Source organism: Sporolactobacillus vineae DSM 21990 = SL153 (genome assembly GCF_000377985.1).
Lineage (GTDB): Bacteria > Bacillota > Bacilli > Bacillales > Sporolactobacillaceae > Sporolactobacillus > Sporolactobacillus vineae.
On the sequence record NZ_KB899047.1, the window covers coordinates 1 to 17,639 of the forward strand.

The 17,639-nt window shown below is 48.3% G+C and carries 17 protein-coding genes, 7 tRNA genes and 1 pseudogene; 20 read left to right on the forward strand and 5 right to left on the reverse strand.

The window, feature by feature from the left end:
- Nucleotides 1-197: pseudogene (locus D889_RS14930) on the forward strand (group II intron reverse transcriptase/maturase); the annotation flags it as partial.
- A gap of 1,099 nt (nucleotides 198-1,296) precedes the next feature.
- Here the strand turns inward: D889_RS14930 and D889_RS0108940 are convergent.
- The 4 genes from D889_RS0108940 to D889_RS0108955 all read right to left on the reverse strand — a co-directional run bounded on the left by D889_RS0108940 (nucleotide 1,297) and on the right by D889_RS0108955 (nucleotide 4,268).
- Nucleotides 1,297-1,770, reverse strand: a complete 474-nt coding sequence (locus D889_RS0108940) for an NADPH-dependent FMN reductase (protein WP_010631737.1) — start codon at nucleotides 1,768-1,770, stop codon at nucleotides 1,297-1,299.
- A gap of 69 nt (nucleotides 1,771-1,839) precedes the next feature.
- A complete protein-coding gene (locus tag D889_RS15735; RefSeq protein ID WP_010631738.1) occupies nucleotides 1,840-1,980 on the reverse strand; it encodes a hypothetical protein in 141 nt (46 codons plus the stop codon).
- Nucleotides 1,981-2,275: 295 nt separating this feature from the next.
- Nucleotides 2,276-3,010, reverse strand: coding sequence for a YwiC-like family protein (locus tag D889_RS0108950; protein WP_010631739.1), 735 nt, complete (start codon nucleotides 3,008-3,010; stop codon nucleotides 2,276-2,278).
- Between the two features lie 262 nt (nucleotides 3,011-3,272).
- Nucleotides 3,273-4,268, reverse strand: a complete 996-nt coding sequence (locus tag D889_RS0108955) for a DMT family transporter (protein ID WP_010631740.1) — start codon at nucleotides 4,266-4,268, stop codon at nucleotides 3,273-3,275.
- A gap of 444 nt (nucleotides 4,269-4,712) precedes the next feature.
- Between D889_RS0108955 and D889_RS0108960 the strand changes: the two genes are divergently transcribed.
- From D889_RS0108960 to D889_RS0109015, 11 genes are all read left to right on the forward strand, one after another.
- Nucleotides 4,713-5,138, forward strand: a complete 426-nt coding sequence (locus tag D889_RS0108960; RefSeq protein ID WP_010631742.1) for a universal stress protein — start codon at nucleotides 4,713-4,715, stop codon at nucleotides 5,136-5,138.
- 309 nt (nucleotides 5,139-5,447) lie between these two features.
- Nucleotides 5,448-5,609: a hypothetical protein gene (locus D889_RS15620; protein ID WP_018962289.1), complete on the forward strand. Its 162-nt coding sequence runs from the start codon at nucleotides 5,448-5,450 to the stop codon at nucleotides 5,607-5,609.
- 126 nt (nucleotides 5,610-5,735) lie between these two features.
- Nucleotides 5,736-6,542 (forward strand): M15 family metallopeptidase, encoded by an 807-nt coding sequence (locus D889_RS0108970; protein ID WP_018962290.1) that lies wholly within the window; start codon nucleotides 5,736-5,738, stop codon nucleotides 6,540-6,542.
- 73 nt (nucleotides 6,543-6,615) lie between these two features.
- Complete coding sequence (locus D889_RS15625) at nucleotides 6,616-6,771, forward strand: hypothetical protein (RefSeq protein ID WP_154649988.1); 156 nt, start codon at nucleotides 6,616-6,618, stop codon at nucleotides 6,769-6,771.
- A gap of 211 nt (nucleotides 6,772-6,982) precedes the next feature.
- Nucleotides 6,983-7,054 (forward strand) — tRNA-Glu (locus D889_RS0108980).
- A 4-nt stretch (nucleotides 7,055-7,058) separates the two neighbouring features.
- Nucleotides 7,059-7,134 (forward strand) — tRNA-Val (locus tag D889_RS0108985).
- A 95-nt stretch (nucleotides 7,135-7,229) separates the two neighbouring features.
- Nucleotides 7,230-7,314: transfer RNA gene (locus tag D889_RS0108995), tRNA-Tyr, on the forward strand.
- Nucleotides 7,315-7,336: 22 nt separating this feature from the next.
- Nucleotides 7,337-7,412: transfer RNA gene (locus tag D889_RS0109000), tRNA-Lys, on the forward strand.
- Nucleotides 7,413-7,415: 3 nt separating this feature from the next.
- Nucleotides 7,416-7,501, forward strand: a tRNA-Leu gene (locus D889_RS0109005).
- 75 nt (nucleotides 7,502-7,576) lie between these two features.
- Nucleotides 7,577-7,651: transfer RNA gene (locus D889_RS0109010), tRNA-Gly, on the forward strand.
- Between the two features lie 4 nt (nucleotides 7,652-7,655).
- Nucleotides 7,656-7,728: transfer RNA gene (locus tag D889_RS0109015), tRNA-Ala, on the forward strand.
- A 131-nt stretch (nucleotides 7,729-7,859) separates the two neighbouring features.
- Here D889_RS0109015 and D889_RS0109020 read toward each other — a convergent pair.
- Nucleotides 7,860-8,045 (reverse strand): aspartyl-phosphate phosphatase Spo0E family protein, encoded by a 186-nt coding sequence (locus D889_RS0109020; RefSeq protein WP_010631744.1) that lies wholly within the window; start codon nucleotides 8,043-8,045, stop codon nucleotides 7,860-7,862.
- 268 nt (nucleotides 8,046-8,313) lie between these two features.
- Here D889_RS0109020 and sigW point away from each other — a divergent pair, with 268 nt between their 5' ends.
- The 8 genes from sigW to D889_RS0109060 all read left to right on the forward strand — a co-directional run bounded on the left by sigW (nucleotide 8,314) and on the right by D889_RS0109060 (nucleotide 17,569).
- Nucleotides 8,314-8,904, forward strand: a complete 591-nt coding sequence (gene sigW / locus D889_RS0109025) for an RNA polymerase sigma factor SigW (RefSeq protein ID WP_010631745.1) — start codon at nucleotides 8,314-8,316, stop codon at nucleotides 8,902-8,904.
- Nucleotides 8,888-9,286 carry an anti-sigma factor family protein gene (locus D889_RS0109030; protein WP_010631746.1) on the forward strand — a complete coding sequence of 133 codons (399 nt, stop codon included), beginning with the start codon at nucleotides 8,888-8,890 and terminating at the stop codon, nucleotides 9,284-9,286. The genes sigW and D889_RS0109030 overlap by 17 nt, the downstream gene beginning before the upstream one ends.
- Before the next feature lie 290 nt (nucleotides 9,287-9,576).
- Nucleotides 9,577-10,398: a diadenylate cyclase CdaA gene (cdaA, locus tag D889_RS0109035; protein ID WP_010631747.1), complete on the forward strand. Its 822-nt coding sequence runs from the start codon at nucleotides 9,577-9,579 to the stop codon at nucleotides 10,396-10,398.
- Nucleotides 10,391-11,692, forward strand: coding sequence for a CdaR family protein (locus D889_RS0109040; RefSeq protein ID WP_010631748.1), 1,302 nt, complete (start codon nucleotides 10,391-10,393; stop codon nucleotides 11,690-11,692). The genes cdaA and D889_RS0109040 overlap by 8 nt, the downstream gene beginning before the upstream one ends.
- A gap of 118 nt (nucleotides 11,693-11,810) precedes the next feature.
- Nucleotides 11,811-13,169 (forward strand): phosphoglucosamine mutase, encoded by a 1,359-nt coding sequence (glmM, locus tag D889_RS0109045; protein ID WP_010631749.1) that lies wholly within the window; start codon nucleotides 11,811-11,813, stop codon nucleotides 13,167-13,169.
- A gap of 425 nt (nucleotides 13,170-13,594) precedes the next feature.
- Nucleotides 13,595-15,400: a glutamine--fructose-6-phosphate transaminase (isomerizing) gene (gene glmS, locus D889_RS0109050; RefSeq protein ID WP_010631750.1), complete on the forward strand. Its 1,806-nt coding sequence runs from the start codon at nucleotides 13,595-13,597 to the stop codon at nucleotides 15,398-15,400.
- Between the two features lie 206 nt (nucleotides 15,401-15,606).
- Nucleotides 15,607-16,506 carry a DMT family transporter gene (locus D889_RS0109055; protein ID WP_010631751.1) on the forward strand — a complete coding sequence of 300 codons (900 nt, stop codon included), beginning with the start codon at nucleotides 15,607-15,609 and terminating at the stop codon, nucleotides 16,504-16,506.
- A 127-nt stretch (nucleotides 16,507-16,633) separates the two neighbouring features.
- The gene (locus D889_RS0109060) at nucleotides 16,634-17,569 is read left to right on the forward strand and encodes an aldo/keto reductase (protein WP_010631752.1); all 936 of its coding nucleotides are present in this window, start codon (nucleotides 16,634-16,636) and stop codon (nucleotides 17,567-17,569) included.
- Nucleotides 17,570-17,639: the final 70 nt, after the last annotated feature.

Sequence of the window (17,639 nt, forward strand, 5' to 3'; positions counted from 1 at the left end):
AAATAAGGACCCGTTTCAGAAAACTCCGGAAGTTAGGGATGCCGGAAGCACAAGCCTTCACTTTCGCCAACACCCGTAAAGGGTACTGGCGGACGGCGCATAGCAAGACGCTCTGTTACACCCTGACGAATGAAAAGCTGGAGCATCTTGGACTGGTTAATCTTTCCAAGACACTCCAGCATATTCAGAGTGCTTAAGTTGTTGAACCGCCGTATACGGATCCGTACGTACGGTGGTGTGAGAGGTCGGAAATCGAAGATTTCCTCCTACTCGATTTGGTTTCAAGTAGCTGATGGGCAGTCCTGGGCACAAACCATCTGTTCGAAATTGAGCACGCCTTATATTAAGGGGACTGAATTCAACGCAAAATTGCGTTCGTTAACGGGCTCAAATCTGAGCCGCCAGATGCTATAATCAACAAAGGCGATAGATGAAGCATATGAGCGGACAGCGACACCCTTATAGATTGGGGGTGGCGCCAATGACAGTATTTCAAGCCTTAACACTGATGATTTCTTTCAGTGTGCTGGTACTCATGCTGTCAGACAGAAAAAAGAAATGATCCGCTTCATATGCCATCGCACTGGCTGAAGCGGATCGGGTAAAAACTATTCGACTGTGAAGCGCTGTTCCGCTCTGTGCGGATATTGCCATTCCGTCAGTGTTCACGCGCTGGCGGTTTTATTTTACGTTCCCTTTGTCTTTATTATACCCGGATTCGATGAAAAGATACAATGATCAGGGCTGCAGGGCTCAAGATTGAGCTGGTCGCTGGTTCAAATCTAGTTGGAAGCTTTTGTACAAAGCGTCGATGCATCAAGATCTTTAGATTATTGCTGACCTTGATGCATGTTATAGATGAAGCATATGAGCGGTCGCCCCCTTCCTTACCATGGAAGTGCTATGTTTTCAGACAGAAAGAAGAAATGATCCGCCTCATATGCCATCGCACTGGTTTTGATTGAAGCAGACCATTTCCCGAAAATGTAAGTCTTTAATTGAAGCGCTGTTCCGCTCTGCACGGATATTGCCATTTTCGTCTTTCCGCACCCGGCGTGCTGCCAGCAGATTGCTTCCGCGGGCAGATCATTTTAAACGGTCAATGCGCCGCGCCTTTTGTCTGTAATTCCTTAAATGTCCGCGCATACTTTGAAAAATTAGAAAAGCATTTTTCCAGCAGCTGGATTTCCTTTTGTCCTTTTAATCGCCCTTTGTCGTCAAAGGCCTACTGAACATTACCGAGCAAAAATTCGTTGCCACGCAATAAATTGGCCGTGACATCGGGGGACTCCAGGATTAGGATAGCCATTCAATGGTGCTTTTTAACACGGCAGGGATTGAATGATCACATTCCGGACAGCCGATAATCACGCCGTCTGACGCTTCGATCTTATGTGCCAGCTCCTGAACACGATCCTGATCAATGACCGATAAATCTTCATTAAAGGCCGGAATATCTTTGATCTCGCAGACGTCAATGTCTGCATCGCCGGCAAAATGTTTCTTGATATACTGCAAAAGAATCAGGTTATAGGAAAAGTCGGCATTCGTACCGACCATGGCACCATTTTTCGCCCGAATGTTGCGCAATACGTTTTCCCTTTCGATTTGAACCCCGCTAATTGTCTTGGTCCGGCTGTTCTGGATGAGATGACGTGCCGGTGAACGAAACCAGACGTCAATCTTGTTGGCACGATCCGTCACCTGTTTCCGGAGAATTTTCCACAGAGCAGTGTCATAGGGTACCGTCATGGACCGTCGTGAAGTCATAGGTCTTTGCCCCTTCGTATTCCGGGTATTCACAGAGATCTCTTTTAAATGGGATCTCCGAGCGGTGATTTAAATCATGTTTGACGCTGAGCGGGGGGTCACCTGCTGATAGTATTTCTTCAACTCATCGAAATCATCTCCACTGCCGATCATCTGCGCAGCATACCGTGTATTCCCGCCTTCGTGTTCTTCCGGAGCGGAGTCAACCAATAAGACCCTTCCTGTACGTGCTGCTCTTCTTTATGGCCTTTGAATTGATCCACGTACGCTAAGAAATCGGCGAAACATTTCTCCAGGAAAGCGATCGTTTGCTTGCCCTTTCTTGTCAGACGAGGATATGGCGGCTATTTATGCGTTAAATCAGGATCATCGCACAGGTCCGAATCCTGATCATTTTGATTTCTAATAGTTCCTCGTCTGCAAAATAAAAAATGTCTTCATTCTGACACAGCGAAGAATGAGGACATTTTTTTACCCGGAAGAAATTAGATCATTCATACGGATACTAGAAGTAAATGTGCACGGAAAGGAGCATGATCGCGAAAAAACAGAGCGCATTGATGATTTCAATGATGCCGATCTGAAGAATTTTTAATGGCTTTCGATAGGCGGCAATGGTGCGCACCAGCCCGGGCAGAAAGGCAACGCCGACGAGCGGATACCCGGCAATGATAAAGGCGACGACGGCCAGTGCGTGAAACAGCCATGAGTAATAATGAAAGAAGGTATTCTGTCGTTCACGGATCATCATCTTGACGTGCAGGGCAGCCCCCATGAAAAAGAGGACAGAAATGAAGGCAATCAGCAGAGCCGTCCTGTCAATCTGCCCCTGACCGACGATCGTTGCGGCGAGACCGCCAATCGAAAAGATGCAGACAGCGGCGAGATCATTGACCAGACTGCGTTCGTTTTTCGTCTTCACATAATATATCGAGATCAGGAATAAAGGAGATATAGCCAGTCCGACCAGTAGAATGGCCGGATAGAGGATCACCGTCCAGATCGCCAGAACCGCACAAATACCGGTGTACAGGGAAAAGCTGGCAAAAAGTGACCTTCTTCTCCGATGACGTTTAAATTTCCAGGCACTAATTCCTGTATAGACAGAAAGATACATCGCTGTCCAGGTAAGGAATACGACGATGTGCATCCAGGATATGCCGGATGCTGCGGCTTCCAGCCAGTAAGGGACAATTAGCATAGCCCATGCACCGTGCTGCTTTGGGACGACAAGTTTCATTTTACAATCGCTGCTTCTTTCATCAATAATAATTCCGGTTACACTTTGTTAGGATCAAAATCAGACTTAAGGCGTAGTGGTGCTTCAAGCTCAGGTACGATGGCATCAGGCACCTTATCTGATACAATCATACCATGAACTCATGGATCTCCCCCATTGAGGCTGTAATTGAAGCCTCTTTTTAATCGGTTATTTTTTTGCATGAAAAAAGAGCACCCGTCTCCGGTATGCTCTTCTGTAAATTTTTCAGCTTGTGTTTGGCTTATCTTGTGACGTGTACGCCACTGTGAAGAGCAGTACGCTCAGCCACTTTCTGTCGGGCTTCAAGCTTAGCTTCATGATTGTCGGACAGAAACTCGACAGTTGAACCTGCCAGAATCAGGGCAATGCCCCACAGCACATTCGGAGTGATGGCTTCGCCGAGAATGAACAGGGCAAAGACCGGAGCAAGTGCCGGTTTAATGAAGAAGACCATCGACGCGGTTGACGCGGACGTCTCCTCCATCGCAAGAAAATAGAAGCTGAAACCAAGTCCGGTAACAAATACGCCCAGATAAATGAGGATCGGCAATGTGCCCCATGAAATACCCTGAAGAATCGGCACATTGCTGAATGTTCCCAGTCCGACGCTCTTTAGCCAGACGGCAACCGGACCGATCTTCGTGATCAGGATCAGAACCAGCAGCTCGAGACTGCCTGTCAGGAAACTGAAGCTGCTCTGCGTAATCCCGTCATAACCGAATTTCAGGCTCCCCTTGCGGCCGACAATGCCATAGAGAGCAAAAGTGATTGCCGCAATCAGTGAAAGGGCGATTCCTGTCACATTGGTCAGATTCTCCGGATTAACAATAAACATCATACCGGCGAGGCTTACAACCAGCGAGATCAGTGACAGTTTCGTCAGCTTCTCCTTCAGGAAGAAATGCGCGAATGGAATGACGAAGACGGCATTGCAGCTGAAGAGAATAGCTACGATGGACGCCCTGGCATAGACAATCGCCAGCTGGAAGAAGGTCATGCTGACAACCACACACATAAACCCTGAGAACAGGAAGTAGAGCAGGTTGCTTCTGTTGATGCTGAATCCGCTGCCCTTCAAATGGCGGATCGCAAGTGGTGCGAGCATGATTGAACCAATCAGAAAGCGCAGGAAATTCAATTGAAGCGGATTGAACTCAGAAGCCACAAGTTTGATGGCAATTTCCATAGTACTGAAAAATAGTGCCGAAAAGGCGATAAATACGTACCCTTTCTTCATAAAAACAAAACCTCGATTTTTAAACGGATTCAGGTGATCTGATCGCTATTAAAAATGTTGGCCGCGAAAGACCGGCTTAACAAAATCAATGAAAACGTTACCAATTAATATCTTCAACGTTTTTTAGTTGCTTTATTAATATAACGCAGATATTAATAAAAGGTAAGTGACTTTCGTCAAAAACAAGTGACGAATGGGCTTTCAGCCAAAAAAAGTCATATTTTTGACGCAAAAATCCTTTTCCAGCCAATGGTAAGGCTTTCATAATTGCCGGCTCTGCGATAAAATAAATTTAATGAAGTATTGATGCTGATGTCGATTTTTCTGTGATGTCGGCGACCTTCGAAGTCATTTTTTATCCTGCATCGCGGATTTCTGCAGAAACTTGTATGCCGGCCGGCAGCAAGTCTGAAGATCCGATCGAGCAAAGTGAGGCGACTGGTGATGCTGTTTTCAAAAATTTTGATTTCCTATGATGATTCAGACCTGTCCAAAAAGGCGCTCCGGAAGGCGATTGAACTGGCAGAGCTGGATGAGCGGACGGTTCTGGACGTGCTCAATGTGGTCACGGTACCGACCAACCAGTTCATTGTCGGAGACGTCTATCGTGAAGTCCGCGAATCCACATTCAGATATGGAAATGAAGTTGTTGCCAAAACCAATGAATGGCTGGATAAGATTCCGAATTCAACGCACACCTTTGTTGAAGAAGGCCAGCCGGTCCGCACTATTCTGGAATTTGCCGAATCCGGCGGCTACGATCTGATCATTATCGGCAGTCGCGGACTAAGCGGTGTCAAGGAATTTCTGGGAAGCGTCAGCCATGGTGTTGTCCAGCGCTCAAAAATCCCTGTACTGATCGTTAAATAAGACAGAACCTGTTTATGTCTGTAAAGGGGCACCCGAGAAACCGCGGCGTGCCCCTTTTGCTGTTTAACGGCTGGATTTTCAAAAGATACACTTCTGCAGGACGGAACTGTTTGTGAATAAGTTTCCTGCCGAGTGGAGAAGATGAATGGGAAGAGGCAGATGTTCTTTACATAAACCTAAAATGATGATAACGGTGTCTCAACATTTTCAGATTAAAATAAAATCATGAAGGAAATGAAAAGGACAACGGACTTCGACACGAAGAAAGTTTTCATTGATAAAATCTAATCCTGCAGGAGGAAGAGAAGAATGGAACTGAGAGAGCATCGTCGGTTTGACATGGACAGTGAAGAAACCGGAAGTCAGGACACGGCGGATCAGATTGCAGTACGTCTGAACCGAAAATTGCTTGTTACCAATTTCATTCTTGCGATTTCGATTATTATTAATGTTAAATTGTTCTTTGGCTGATTTGCGATAAAAATTGATTGAAATGGATGGAGATGGCATAAAAACCATCTTTTTTTATGTCTTTTTTTATCGTTTTTTGAAATAATAAGAGTTAGTCAAATAAAGTAAGAGGGTATGAATATCGTTATGAAGTTTCGATTCAGCGGGTACTTGATCGTCATGTTGTTGATTTTTGTCGCATTGGCCGGGTGTTCGTTCCAGACGCCTGCAAAACAGGACAGCCGGTCGCACTCATTGTCACAGCCGCTTCATAAGACGCAAAGTAAAAAAGTAACCGTCCCGACTGTATCGTCAATGAACCGGAAAAGTATCCACACCGTTGCCAATCCGGACAGCACACTGGTTCTTGTCAATAAATTTTTTAAACTGCCGGACCATTATGTGCCGAGACACCTTGTTACTGCCGATGTTCGTTTCATCGACGGCGGGAAATCGGAAAAGGATAAAATGCAGCGGGTCGCAGCTTCGGCACTGAAAAGGATGTTCGATGCCGCCAAGAAGGATCATGTTCCGCTGGCCGGTGTTTCAGCCTATCGCTCATTTAAGATGCAGACGCGTCTTTTTGATTATTATTCCGATATTGATGGTAAGAAACAGGCCCTGAAGTACAGTGCCCTTCCTGGGACAAGCGAACATGAGACCGGACTCGCTATTGATGTATCCGGAATCAGCGGGGCTTATGCAGCCTCAACAGCATTCAATACGACACCCGAAGCCCGGTGGCTTGCGCGACATGCGCGCGATTTTGGCTTTATCGTTCGTTATCCTGAAGGAAAAGAACAGGTAACAGGGTATGAATATGAGGCGTGGCATATCCGTTACGTCGGTGTGAAGGCAGCACGTACGATTGCCGGCAGAGGAATGACACTTGAGGAATATCTGGGCAAAGTACCCGTTAAAAATAATTACCAGTGGCTGACATTGATTGTTTGAAACCGGAGCGGGCATGATAATATCGTTCACGCTTCGGTGTGAGCAGATCTGATGATGGTGGTGAACAGATCCGATGAGGAAAAGAACAGGCATGATGTCTCTGATTGCGTCGATCGGTGTCGGCGCAGCGGCTTACCAGTTGATGAAACCGAACAGCCGCTGGGGACAGGCGATCCGGGGAAGAATGAATAAGATGGCCGAGCAGAAAGAACTTTTCCCTGAGAGTTGACTGAAAAGCGGGAATCCGAAACGGGGGTTCCCGCTTTTCAGGTGCCGGGGGACAGGCGATGATGGATCGATCCGGCAGCGATTTGTTGGGATGAATGATTGTCCGGCAAAGGGGAAATAATTATCAGAAAATAAAGGTTTTTAATCAGCCCTTTACAAGCCTGTCCATTCTGTATATAATAAAAAGCGTCGATTGCGACGAACATGAAAATGGCCCGTTCGTCAAGTGGTTAAGACACCACCCTTTCACGGTGGGTTCGTGGGTTCAAATCCCGCACGGGTCACTGCGGAGGATTAGCTCAGCTGGGAGAGCGTCTGCCTTACAAGCAGAGGGTCATAGGTTCGAGCCCTATATCCTCCACCATAAGCCGACCTAGCTCAACAGGCAGAGCAGCTGATTCAGTCAGCAGGTTGGGGGTTCGAAGCCTCCGGTTGGCGCCGTCAATGCTTCGCCGTTATGGAGGGATAGCGAAGAGGCTAAACGCGGCGGACTGTAAATCCGCTCCCTTAGGGTTCGAAGGTTCGAAACCTTCTCCCTCCACCAATAATTATTATTTTTTAAATGTGGGCTATTAGCTCAGTTGGCAGAGCATCTGACTCTTAATCAGAGGGTCGAAGGTTCGAGGCCTTCATAGCCCACCATATGCGGGTGTGGCGGAATTGGCAGACGCGCTAGATTCAGGTTCTAGTGCCCTTTACCGGGCGTGGAGGTTCAAGTCCTCTCATCCGCATTATTTTTTTCTGTTTCATCCCGGAAAATATTCACTGTGCGGTTTTCTTATGCTGCCGGTGAGATATTTTTCTGTGCGGAAGTAGTTCAGTGGTAGAACATCACCTTGCCATGGTGGGGGTCGCGGGTTCGAATCCCGTCTTCCGCTCCACTATGGGGCCTTAGCTCAGCTGGGAGAGCGCCTGCTTTGCACGCAGGAGGTCAGGAGTTCGATCCTCCTAGGCTCCACTATATGATCAGCTGCAGACGGCATAAAGGCGGGACGCAATGACGCGTCCCGCCTTTATGCCGTTCGTTTGCCGGTTAATATGATCCGTGATTCAGCCGGACGAGCAGTTTATGGTATAATTTTTATATCTTTAAAGAACGGACCGATTTGTCGGCTTCCACGATCTTCCGACCATTCGCTCATACTTGTTCAGAAGACTGTCCAGACACCGGCTGATTCGCTGCATTCGGTTGGAAGACAGTGATTCATGTTCTGCAGCAAGGACAAGTTGTCGTCTGACATATTCAATTTTTTCGATAAGTTGTTGCTTGTTCATGAAACCACCTCCGAATTTTATGATTGACCGAAGAGACAGGTGTGACCGGTCATGTATCCATACCCTGTTTTTATCACAAACAAACATTGAATCATAGGAAAGCTCGTCATGCTCCGCCATTTGTAATGAGAATTCCGCAGCAACAGTCGGCACATCTTCTCTCAGGGTGATGCAGAGCCTTTTTACCGTCGTTTCACCGGTTTCCCGGCTGTTTGAAACTCGATCCTTGCTTTTGCCGTATAAATTATTGCAACAGAAGAGGAATGTTATGGATCAGAAAGAAAAACGACTGATCAAAAAAGTCAAAAAGGGCGACCATCAGGCGTTCGCAGATCTTGTCGATCGCTATAAAAACAGTGTTTGCTCCATCTGTCTGAGAATGGTGGGCAACCGCGAAGAGGCTGAGGATCTTTCTCAGGAGGCTTTTATTCGGGCGTACAATAATATTTCCAAATTTGACAGCGACCGTAAGTTCTCTACATGGCTCTTTCGGATTGCAACCAATCTGTCCATAGATTCTCTACGCCGCAAGAAGCCGAGTGTCTCGCTTGATGCGGAGATACCCGGAACGGAGGGGCTGGCGCTGAATACGCTTCTTCCTGGAAACACCGTGCCGCCCGATGAACAGATCGTCATGGCCGAGACAGAACAGTGGATCCAGAAGGAGATCGGGGCACTGCCGGACAAATATCGCTCTGCAGTGATTCTAAAATATGTGGAGGATCTCAGTCTGAAGGAGATCAGCGAGATCATGAGACTTCCGGTGGGCACAGTAAAGACCCGGGTACACCGCGGGCGGGAAATGCTGCGCAAAAACATGAAAGAATCAAGGGGTGGAAGAAATGACATGCCTGAATAAACGCTATGCATCTCTGATGAATAAAGTACTCGACGGTGATGCGACCGTGAAAGAACGTAATGAATTGTTTGCACATCTGGCGACATGCGACAGCTGCGACCGGCACTTTAAGGAATTAAAACGTTCGACAGAAATATTAAATCATCTGGCGCACCCACAATTATCCGCCGATTTTACGAAAAATGTCCTCGAACAGCTTCCTGCTGAAAAGCAGCATGTGCTCAGAGAATGGACAGCCCGCCATCCGGTGATTGCCACTGCGGCGATCTGTGTCGTCCCGATGTCGCTCCTGTTTGTCGCCGCAGGGCGTCAGAACAGTATGCCGAAGAGACATGGGGAAGACAGTTATATTCTCGTTAATCAGACGGGAAGCAGGAATTGATCGTTGCCTGCCTGCGGACATCTGAGCTATCTAAATGAAGACGGTCTTTTGGCGCATGCCGAGCAGTATGTTAGAATTTATTTTAGGGCAATCTTTAAATGCAATACCCAGTCTTCTGGGATTAAGATGAATGAATTGAAACACATGTCCGGGTACTGACGGAAAGATTACGGACCGGAGGGGGGTGACCCCCGTTCGCGTCGTTCTGAAATCCCGGACAAACTGTTTTTTCAGATAGAATCAACTGCTGGAGGCCGGCAAGCGGGCAGCTGATTTGGAGGATGAAAGCGATGCCTGTCTGGGCACATTTCAACGTTCTGAACTACTTAACGGATATTATTGATATTCTGATTGTTACTTATCTTATATATAAAGTCATCCTGATCATCCGCGGAACAAAAGCGGTGCAGCTGGCCAAAGGGATTTTGCTGATCGTTGCTGTCTGGTTTCTCAGCAGTCTGTTCCAGTTAAAGACACTGGAATGGATCCTGAATAACCTGATTACATATGGTCTTTTTGCAATCATTGTAATCTTTCAGCCGGAATTGCGCCGTGTGCTGGAACAGCTGGGACGCGGCCGGATCTTTTCGAGAGGTGCGGTGGTCGAAGAAGAGCATAAGCAGATTGTCGATGCCATCGTGAAAGCCTCAGTGTATATGTCCAAGCGGCGTATCGGTGCGCTGATGTCGATTGAACGGAAAACCGGTTTGAATGATTACGTTGAAACCGGCATTCCGATCAACGGGCATCTGACGTTCCAGTTGCTCGTGAATATTTTTATCCCTAATACACCGCTTCATGATGGCGCCGTTGTGATTCGTGGCAATGAGATTGCTGCTGCGGCCTGCTATCTGCCGCTGTCGGAAAGCCCGTTTATCTCGAAGGAACTGGGTACGCGGCACAGGGCGGCAATGGGCGTGAGTGAAGTGACTGATGCACTGACCGTTGTTGTGTCCGAGGAAACAGGGGGCATCACGGTGACGAAAAATGGCGAACTGTTCCGCGATGTGTCAGTGGAACATCTGACAGGCATGCTGCAGCATGAGCTGAAGGAACCGGAGAGTGCGGCGTCTTCGTTACGATGGAACTGGAGAGGTAAGCGCAATGGATAAGCTGCTACATAAGAACTGGCTGGTGAAGATCATCTCGTTTCTGACCGCACTGATGCTCTATACCATTGTTTCGGCAGGGCAGGAGCCTTCTCCGAGCCCATCGAGCATCGTCGTCAATCCGTCGCAGCAGGCGACAATCACAGAAAAACTGAACGTGAAATATAATGCCGATAAATACATCGTCGGCGGAGCGCCGAAGACGGTCAGCATCCGGATGACCGGGTCGAATAATGTCATTCTAAAAGCCCGGCTGATGGCTTCGAAAAGCGCCTATATTGATTTGAATGGAATGCAACCGGGAACCTATGACGTCCGTGTTCAGACCGCGGGTTTCCCTAGCGGACTGAAGATTAAATCTGTACCGCAGACGGTTCAGGTAACGCTTCAGGAGAAGACAAGCAAAGAATTCCCTGTGGCAATTGACATTTTGAATAAACAATCCGTAAGCAAGGGCTATACTGTAGGAAAGCCGGAAATTAATCCATCAACGATAACGGTCACCGGAGGGAAAGATGCAATTGATTCAGTGGCGTTTATCAAAGGTGTGATTGATATCAAGGGGGCGGACGCAACCGTCGACCGGATGATCACGTTGCATGCCTACGACAGCCGGGGAAATCAGCAGAACCTGACCATCAACCCGCAGTCTGTCGATGTGGTTGTCCCAATTGCCAAAGCGTCAAAACAGGTCGCCGTACAGGCGCTGACGTCAGGATCACCTGCCAGCGGCTATACGGTCAAGTCGGTTGATGTCTCCGATCCTAATGTCACGATTTCTGCACAGGGCAACAACATGCTCGGCGGCATCCCCGATTCGATCCCGGTAACGGTGCCGGTGGGCGGATTGAAAAAGGATAAGACGTTCCACGTAGCTGTTCCACTTCCGGCGGGAGCGACGCAGATATCGCCGGCAAAGGTCTCCGTAACGGTTCACATCGTGCCGGATCATTCCGGCGGGAGCAGCAGCAGTAGTTCCAGCAGTTCCGAGAGCAGCTCATCGGCAGTGTCAGGATCGACGTCCGGTGTGTCTTCAAAAACGTTTAATAATGTACCTGTATCTGTCAAAGGTCTGAATAATGGAGAAACGGCTAAGCTGGGTAACGGCGGCCGGGTGAGCGTCCTGATCACAGGCAAGACTGCGGATCTAAATCATCTGAGCAGGAGTGATATATCGGCGCAGGTTAACCTGACGGGACTCGGAACCGGAAATTACAAACGATCCATTGCCCTATCGGTTCCGAATGGCCTGGATGCTTCAGCATCGCCGGGATCACTGGACGTGACAATCAGCTGATCAGATACATGACACCAGACTTTACAAAAGCGCGGTATTGTCGTTTTGACAGATATAATGTCTCAGTTTACAATAAAACGGCGAGCTTTGATGAGTGGAAAGATAGGAGCGAGAAGAAATGGCAAAGTATTTTGGTACCGATGGCGTCAGAGGAATCGCCAACAGTGGACTGACTCCGGAGCTGGCCTTCAGGCTGGGCCGGGCCGGCGGCTATGTCCTGACCCGGATGACAGAGCATCCGAAGGTACTCGTCGGACGCGACACACGGATATCGGGAAATATGCTGGAGGATGCGCTGAATGCGGGCTTACTGTCTATCGGTGTTGAAATCATGCGTCTTGGCGTCATTTCGACACCGGGCGTCGCCTATCTGACAAAAGCGATGGATGCCAGTGCAGGAATTATGATTTCTGCGTCACATAATCCTTTCTCCGATAACGGGATTAAGTTTATCGGCAGCGACGGCTTTAAACTCAGTGATGAAGCTGAGGATAATATTGAAGCCCTGCTGGCCAAGGATGAGGATCATCTGCCGCGGCCTGTCGGCAGTGATCTCGGCACATCAAGCGACTATTTTGAAGGCAGCCAGAAATATCTTCAGTATCTGAAACAGACGATTCAGGACGACGATTTTTCTTCACTCAGCATTGCACTGGATTGTGCCAATGGGTCGACGAGTGCGCTTGCACCGCATCTTTTTGCAGATCTTGAAGCAGATATTGCCACAATCGGCACCTCGCCGAATGGGAAAAACATCAATGATGATGTCGGATCGACCCATCCGGAAGCTCTGGCAGCATTCGTCCTGGAAAAAGGTGCGGACTGCGGCCTGGCTTTTGATGGTGACGGCGACCGTCTGATCGCTGTTGATGAACAGGGTCATATTATTGACGGCGACAAAATCATGTATATTTGCGCCACTTATATGAAATCCAAGGGCTTGCTGAATAAAAACACACTGGTGACGACGGTGATGAGCAATCTCGGTCTCTATAAGGCGCTGAAAGCAGCCCAGATTGAGACGAAGCAGACGACCGTCGGCGACCGTTATGTCATGGAAGAGATGCGTGCCGGGGGCTATTCTCTCGGCGGCGAACAATCCGGACACATCATTTTTCTGGATCATGCAACGACTGGCGACGGTATGCTGACGGCACTGCAGCTGGTCAGCATCATGAAAGCGACGGGAAAGAAATTATCGGAACTTGCCGCGGGTGTGAAGACTTATCCGCAGAAACTGGTTAATATCCGTGTTGCCGATAAATTTCATGTTACCGATCATCCAGCCGTAGCCGAAGCAATCAAACAGGCTGAAGACGAAATGGCCGGGGATGGCCGTATTCTGGTCCGCCCGTCGGGTACGGAAGCGCTGATCCGGGTAATGGCTGAAGCGCCGACGGATGAAGCGTGTGAAAATTATGTGGATCGGATTGCACAGACCGTGGTTAAAGAGGTCGGCGGACAGATTCAGGAATAAGAAACGATAGGTATACATTGAGGAGAGGTTTCTCCTGTGGACTCATGTTCTTTTTTTCACAGGTCAGGCCTGCGTTGCATATAAATGATTTTATGAGAGAATCAGATTGACAGGACAGAGGATTCTAAAGTAAAATTGAGCGAAATCAGAAACCGGTACCTTTACTCAAATAGAGAAAAGAGGGCAGACTAACTGAATATGAAGCGCCTGGACTATTCCGGATGACGGAGAAAGACGGGAATAGTTGACGAGGAAGAGGTTCATCGAAAGATTCGGCGGATACCTCTCGGATCACCTGCAACCGTAAGTCCGCGTACAAAACGGGGAGGCAACTTTCCGGACAGAAACCGGACAGCGGGCAACTAAAAACAAGTGGGGCAAGAACTTGTCCCGACGGCTCTCTTGCCTCACAGGGAGGAATTCCAATGTGTGGTATTGTAGGCTATATCGGCAATGAGGATGCACGTGACATTTTACTGAACGGGTTAAGCAATCTTGAGTATCGTGGCTATGACTCAGCGGGTATTGCGCTGGTTAACAGCGAGGGCGTTCACGTTTTTAAGGAAAAAGGACGGATTGATGTTCTCCGTAAGAGCGTTGATCCTGCGGTGAAGTCGACACTCGGGATCGGGCACACACGCTGGGCGACGCATGGCGAACCAAGCAAACGCAATGCCCATCCGCATCAGAGTGCGTCAGGACGGTTCACAATCGTTCATAACGGGGTCATTGAAAATTTCAGTCAGCTGAAAGCAACCTACGTTCCGGACGTGGCCATGAAGAGTGACACCGACACGGAAGTTGTCGTTCAGGTGATTGAGCGCTTTGTCAAAGACGGGCTGGATGTCGAAGCGGCGCTGCGCAAGACACTGAAACTGGTCGAAGGATCGTATGCGATTGCGCTGCTTGATGCTGAAAATCCGGATATGATCTATGTTGCGAAGAACAAAAGCCCGCTCCTGATCGGGATCGGTGACGGTTTCAACGTAGTTGCCAGTGATGCGACGGCGATGATTGATCAGACTCGTCACTATGTCGAATTGCTGGATGAAGAAATTGTCGAATTGACGCGCGACAGTTATACGATCAAAGATCTTGACGGCAATGTCAGGGAACGGAAACCTTATACCGTTTCGTTTGATGCCGGAGATACGAAAAAGGGTGCCTATCCGACCTATATGCTTAAGGAAATCGATGAGCAGCCGGCCGTGATCCGCAGACTGCTGCAGAAGTATCGCGGCAGTGACGGTATGATTACTGTTGATCCGGCCATCGTTAAAGCGGTAGCCGATTGTGACCGCCTGTACATCATTGCCTGCGGCACAAGCTACCATGCCGGACTGGTCGGCCAGCAGTTGATTGAAAAGATCGCCGGAATTCCGACAGAAGTGCATATTTCCAGTGAATTCTCCTACAACATGCCGCTCCTGTCCAAGAAACCGCTGTTCTTCTTCCTGTCTCAGAGTGGTGAGACGGCGGACAGCCGCGCTGTTCTGGTAAAAGTGAAGAAGCTCGGCTATCCGACCCTGACGATGACCAATGTCGAAGGTTCCACTCTGTACCGGGAAGCAGATTACAAGATGCTGCTCTATGCAGGACCCGAGATTGCCGTTGCATCGACGAAAGCTTATACGGCTCAGATGGCCGTACTTGCATTCGTTGCGATCACCGTTGCTCAGAAAAAGGGCATCAAACTGGACTTTGATCCGGTTCATGAACTCAGCATTGCCGCTCAGGGCATGGAACAGATGGTCGACGACAAAGCACAGTTAAAGAAAATTGCCCGTGACTATCTGTCAATCACACGCAACGCCTTCTATATCGGACGCGGACTCGACTATTACGTCTGCCAGGAAGCAGCACTGAAGCTCAAGGAAGTGTCCTATATCCAGGCGGAAGGGTTTGCCGGCGGTGAACTTAAGCACGGCACGATTGCGCTGATCGAAGACGGCACACCGGTACTCGCGTTTGCCACGCAGAAAAATGTCAACAACAGCATCCGTAACAATGTCGAAGAGGTCTCGGCCCGCGGCGCCCATACCTGCATCATCAGTATGGAGGGTATTACCGCGCAGCCGGGAGACCAGATTGTACTTCCTAAAGTGCATAAAGCCTTTACACCACTTGTTTGCGCGATTCCGCTGCAGCTGATTGCCTATTACGCGGCACTGCAGAATGAATGCGACGTGGATAAACCAAGAAATTTGGCAAAATCGGTTACGGTTGAATAAAAATAATATTTAATTCATTTACAGTAGCGAAGGGTGCATCAAAAAAGCACTCTTCTTTTTTTTTACGAAAAATGTCTGCTGCGACAAGATCAGTTTGCGCTGCAAAACAGATCAATGTTTTGACAAAAGGAAAGCTTAAGTGTTCAATAAACAGGTGTATCAAAGAAAATTAATTTCTTGATGAAAAAATATTGGAGGTAAGTGTTTTGAGACGATCAACGGCGGTCGCTCTTCTTATTCTTGCTAACCTTTTCTGGGCTGGTAATTATATTTTCGGTAAGTATGTTATTAATACGATGGAGCCTGTCCAGATTAATTTCTTACGCTGGTTTATTGCTGCCGTGATCCTTTTTCCGCTCTCACAAATCATTGAGAAACCTGACTGGAAGGTCATATGGAAGGAATGGAGGATTCTGCTTCTTCTCTCTATTCTGGGCATCATTGGTTACAATATCTTATTATACGAAGCACTTTATTTTACGACGCCGTTAAATGCAGCGTTAATCAATTCGGTCAATCCGGCAATGATTGCCATTTTTGCTGCCTGGCTATTAAAAGAAAGACTGAGTAAGATGAATGTTCTGGGCCTGGCCGTTTCACTGACCGGCGTACTGCTGGTGCTCACCCATGGGGATCTGCTGAAGATTTTTTCCATTAAATATAATTCCGGCGATTTGCTCATGCTTGTCGTGATCATTTCATGGACCTTTTACACACTGCTCAGTAAACGCCTGAAGCATCTGCCGCCGATCGGAGCAACGGCCGTTACCGTCACTTTCAGCCTGCTGCTGATGCTGCCTTTTTTTGCGATGTCTGGCTTCAGCTGGTCCTTTACCCCTGCAGCAACCTATGGAATTCTTTATCTGGCAATTTTCCCCTCTGTTTGTTCGCTGGTATTCTGGAATGCCGCCGTACCAGTGGTGGGGGCAAGCCATGCGGGCATCTTCATGAACTTGATCACCGTGTTTACAGCAATCATCAGTATTATACTGGGAAGCGGGATTAATCTCTTTCAGATTATCGGCGGCCTTGTGGTTATTTTCGGAGTTTATCTGACAAATAGAAAGTCGGTCAGGGCATCTGATCTTGTTAAAAAGCCCGTTTGACCGGTGAATTGATCCAAGCTTGCTATCTATTTTCTGACCGTGATTGCTGCATCAAGCGTGAAACCAGTTTTTCACCGGCAGCTATGGTACATTGGTGACGGAAAAATTTTTTGCGGGAGGTCATTTGATGAATCAAGTAAAAATCGGAAAGAGTCAGGTTGAAACAGCTCCCCTTGGACTTGGAACGAATAAAGTCGGCGGCCACAATTTGTTTGCCGGTCTGTCGGAGCAGGACGGCCTGGAAATCGTCCGCGCCGCACTTGAATCAGGCATTCAATTGCTGGACACAGCTTTTATGTACGGCAAGGGCCGCTCTGAGGAATTGATCGGTGAAGTGATTGCTGATTTTCCAAGAGATCAGGTCATTATCGCCGATAAAGCAGCACAGGACTTTTCCAGCGGGGAAGCGGTGCTGAATAATGATCCTGAATTTCTGAAGAAATCGGTGGACGAGGCACTCCGGCGGCTGAAGACGGATTATATCGATATTTTTTATATCCATTTTCCTGATGAAAAAACGCCTAAGAGTGAAGCGGTCGGCGCGCTTCAGAAACTGCGGGAAGCGGGGAAGATACGGGCCATCGGTATCTCCAACTTCACGCCTGAACAGGTTAAGGAAGCCAATAAAGACGGTTATGTCGACGTCGTTGAAAACTACTACAGCCTGATTCATCGTGATGAAGAAGCAAGGCTTTTTCCCTACCTGAAGGATGCGGATATTTCTTTTGTTCCGTACTTCCCGCTTGAGTCGGGTCTGCTTACCGGCAAGTACACCAAGGATATGACATTTGCCGAGGATGATCCGCGCAGTAAAAATGAGAAATTCACAGGCAAAGCGTTCCAGAACACGGTGGCAGCTGTGGATACGATCCGCCCGATCGCACGGCAGCACCATGTTGACGTGCTTCAGATTGTGCTCGCATGGTATCTGGCGAACCCTGGCCTGACGGCAGTGATTCCGGGCGCCCGCAATGCCGCCCAGGTACCGGGCCTTGTGAAATCGCTCGATGTCAGCCTCTCCAAAGAAGAATATGATCAGATCGACCGGACGTTCACCAAGTAATAATTTGAAATATAACAGACAAAAACGGGGCATCTCAGAGAGATGCCTCGTTTTTGTCTTTCTCAGGGCA

What these genes read in the sequence shown, in the direction of transcription:
- glmM (WP_010631749.1), top strand. Translation starts at nt 11,811, where the DNA reads ATGGCAAAGTATTTTGGTACCGATGGCGTCAGAGGAATCGCCAACAGT.
- D889_RS0109040 (WP_010631748.1), top strand. Translation starts at nt 10,391, where the DNA reads ATGGATAAGCTGCTACATAAGAACTGGCTGGTGAAGATCATCTCGTTT.
- D889_RS15625 (WP_154649988.1), top strand. Translation starts at nt 6,616, where the DNA reads ATGAGGAAAAGAACAGGCATGATGTCTCTGATTGCGTCGATCGGTGTC.
- D889_RS0108970 (WP_018962290.1), top strand. Translation starts at nt 5,736, where the DNA reads ATGAAGTTTCGATTCAGCGGGTACTTGATCGTCATGTTGTTGATTTTT.
- D889_RS0109060 (WP_010631752.1), top strand. Translation starts at nt 16,634, where the DNA reads ATGAATCAAGTAAAAATCGGAAAGAGTCAGGTTGAAACAGCTCCCCTT.
- D889_RS15620 (WP_018962289.1), top strand. Translation starts at nt 5,448, where the DNA reads ATGGAACTGAGAGAGCATCGTCGGTTTGACATGGACAGTGAAGAAACC.
- D889_RS0108960 (WP_010631742.1), top strand. Translation starts at nt 4,713, where the DNA reads ATGCTGTTTTCAAAAATTTTGATTTCCTATGATGATTCAGACCTGTCC.
- D889_RS0109030 (WP_010631746.1), top strand. Translation starts at nt 8,888, where the DNA reads ATGACATGCCTGAATAAACGCTATGCATCTCTGATGAATAAAGTACTC.
- D889_RS0108950 (WP_010631739.1), bottom strand. Translation starts at nt 3,010, where the DNA reads ATGAAACTTGTCGTCCCAAAGCAGCACGGTGCATGGGCTATGCTAATT.
- D889_RS0109020 (WP_010631744.1), bottom strand. Translation starts at nt 8,045, where the DNA reads ATGAACAAGCAACAACTTATCGAAAAAATTGAATATGTCAGACGACAA.
- sigW (WP_010631745.1), top strand. Translation starts at nt 8,314, where the DNA reads ATGGATCAGAAAGAAAAACGACTGATCAAAAAAGTCAAAAAGGGCGAC.
- D889_RS0108940 (WP_010631737.1), bottom strand. Translation starts at nt 1,770, where the DNA reads ATGACTTCACGACGGTCCATGACGGTACCCTATGACACTGCTCTGTGG.
- D889_RS0108955 (WP_010631740.1), bottom strand. Translation starts at nt 4,268, where the DNA reads ATGAAGAAAGGGTACGTATTTATCGCCTTTTCGGCACTATTTTTCAGT.
- glmS (WP_010631750.1), top strand. Translation starts at nt 13,595, where the DNA reads ATGTGTGGTATTGTAGGCTATATCGGCAATGAGGATGCACGTGACATT.
- cdaA (WP_010631747.1), top strand. Translation starts at nt 9,577, where the DNA reads ATGCCTGTCTGGGCACATTTCAACGTTCTGAACTACTTAACGGATATT.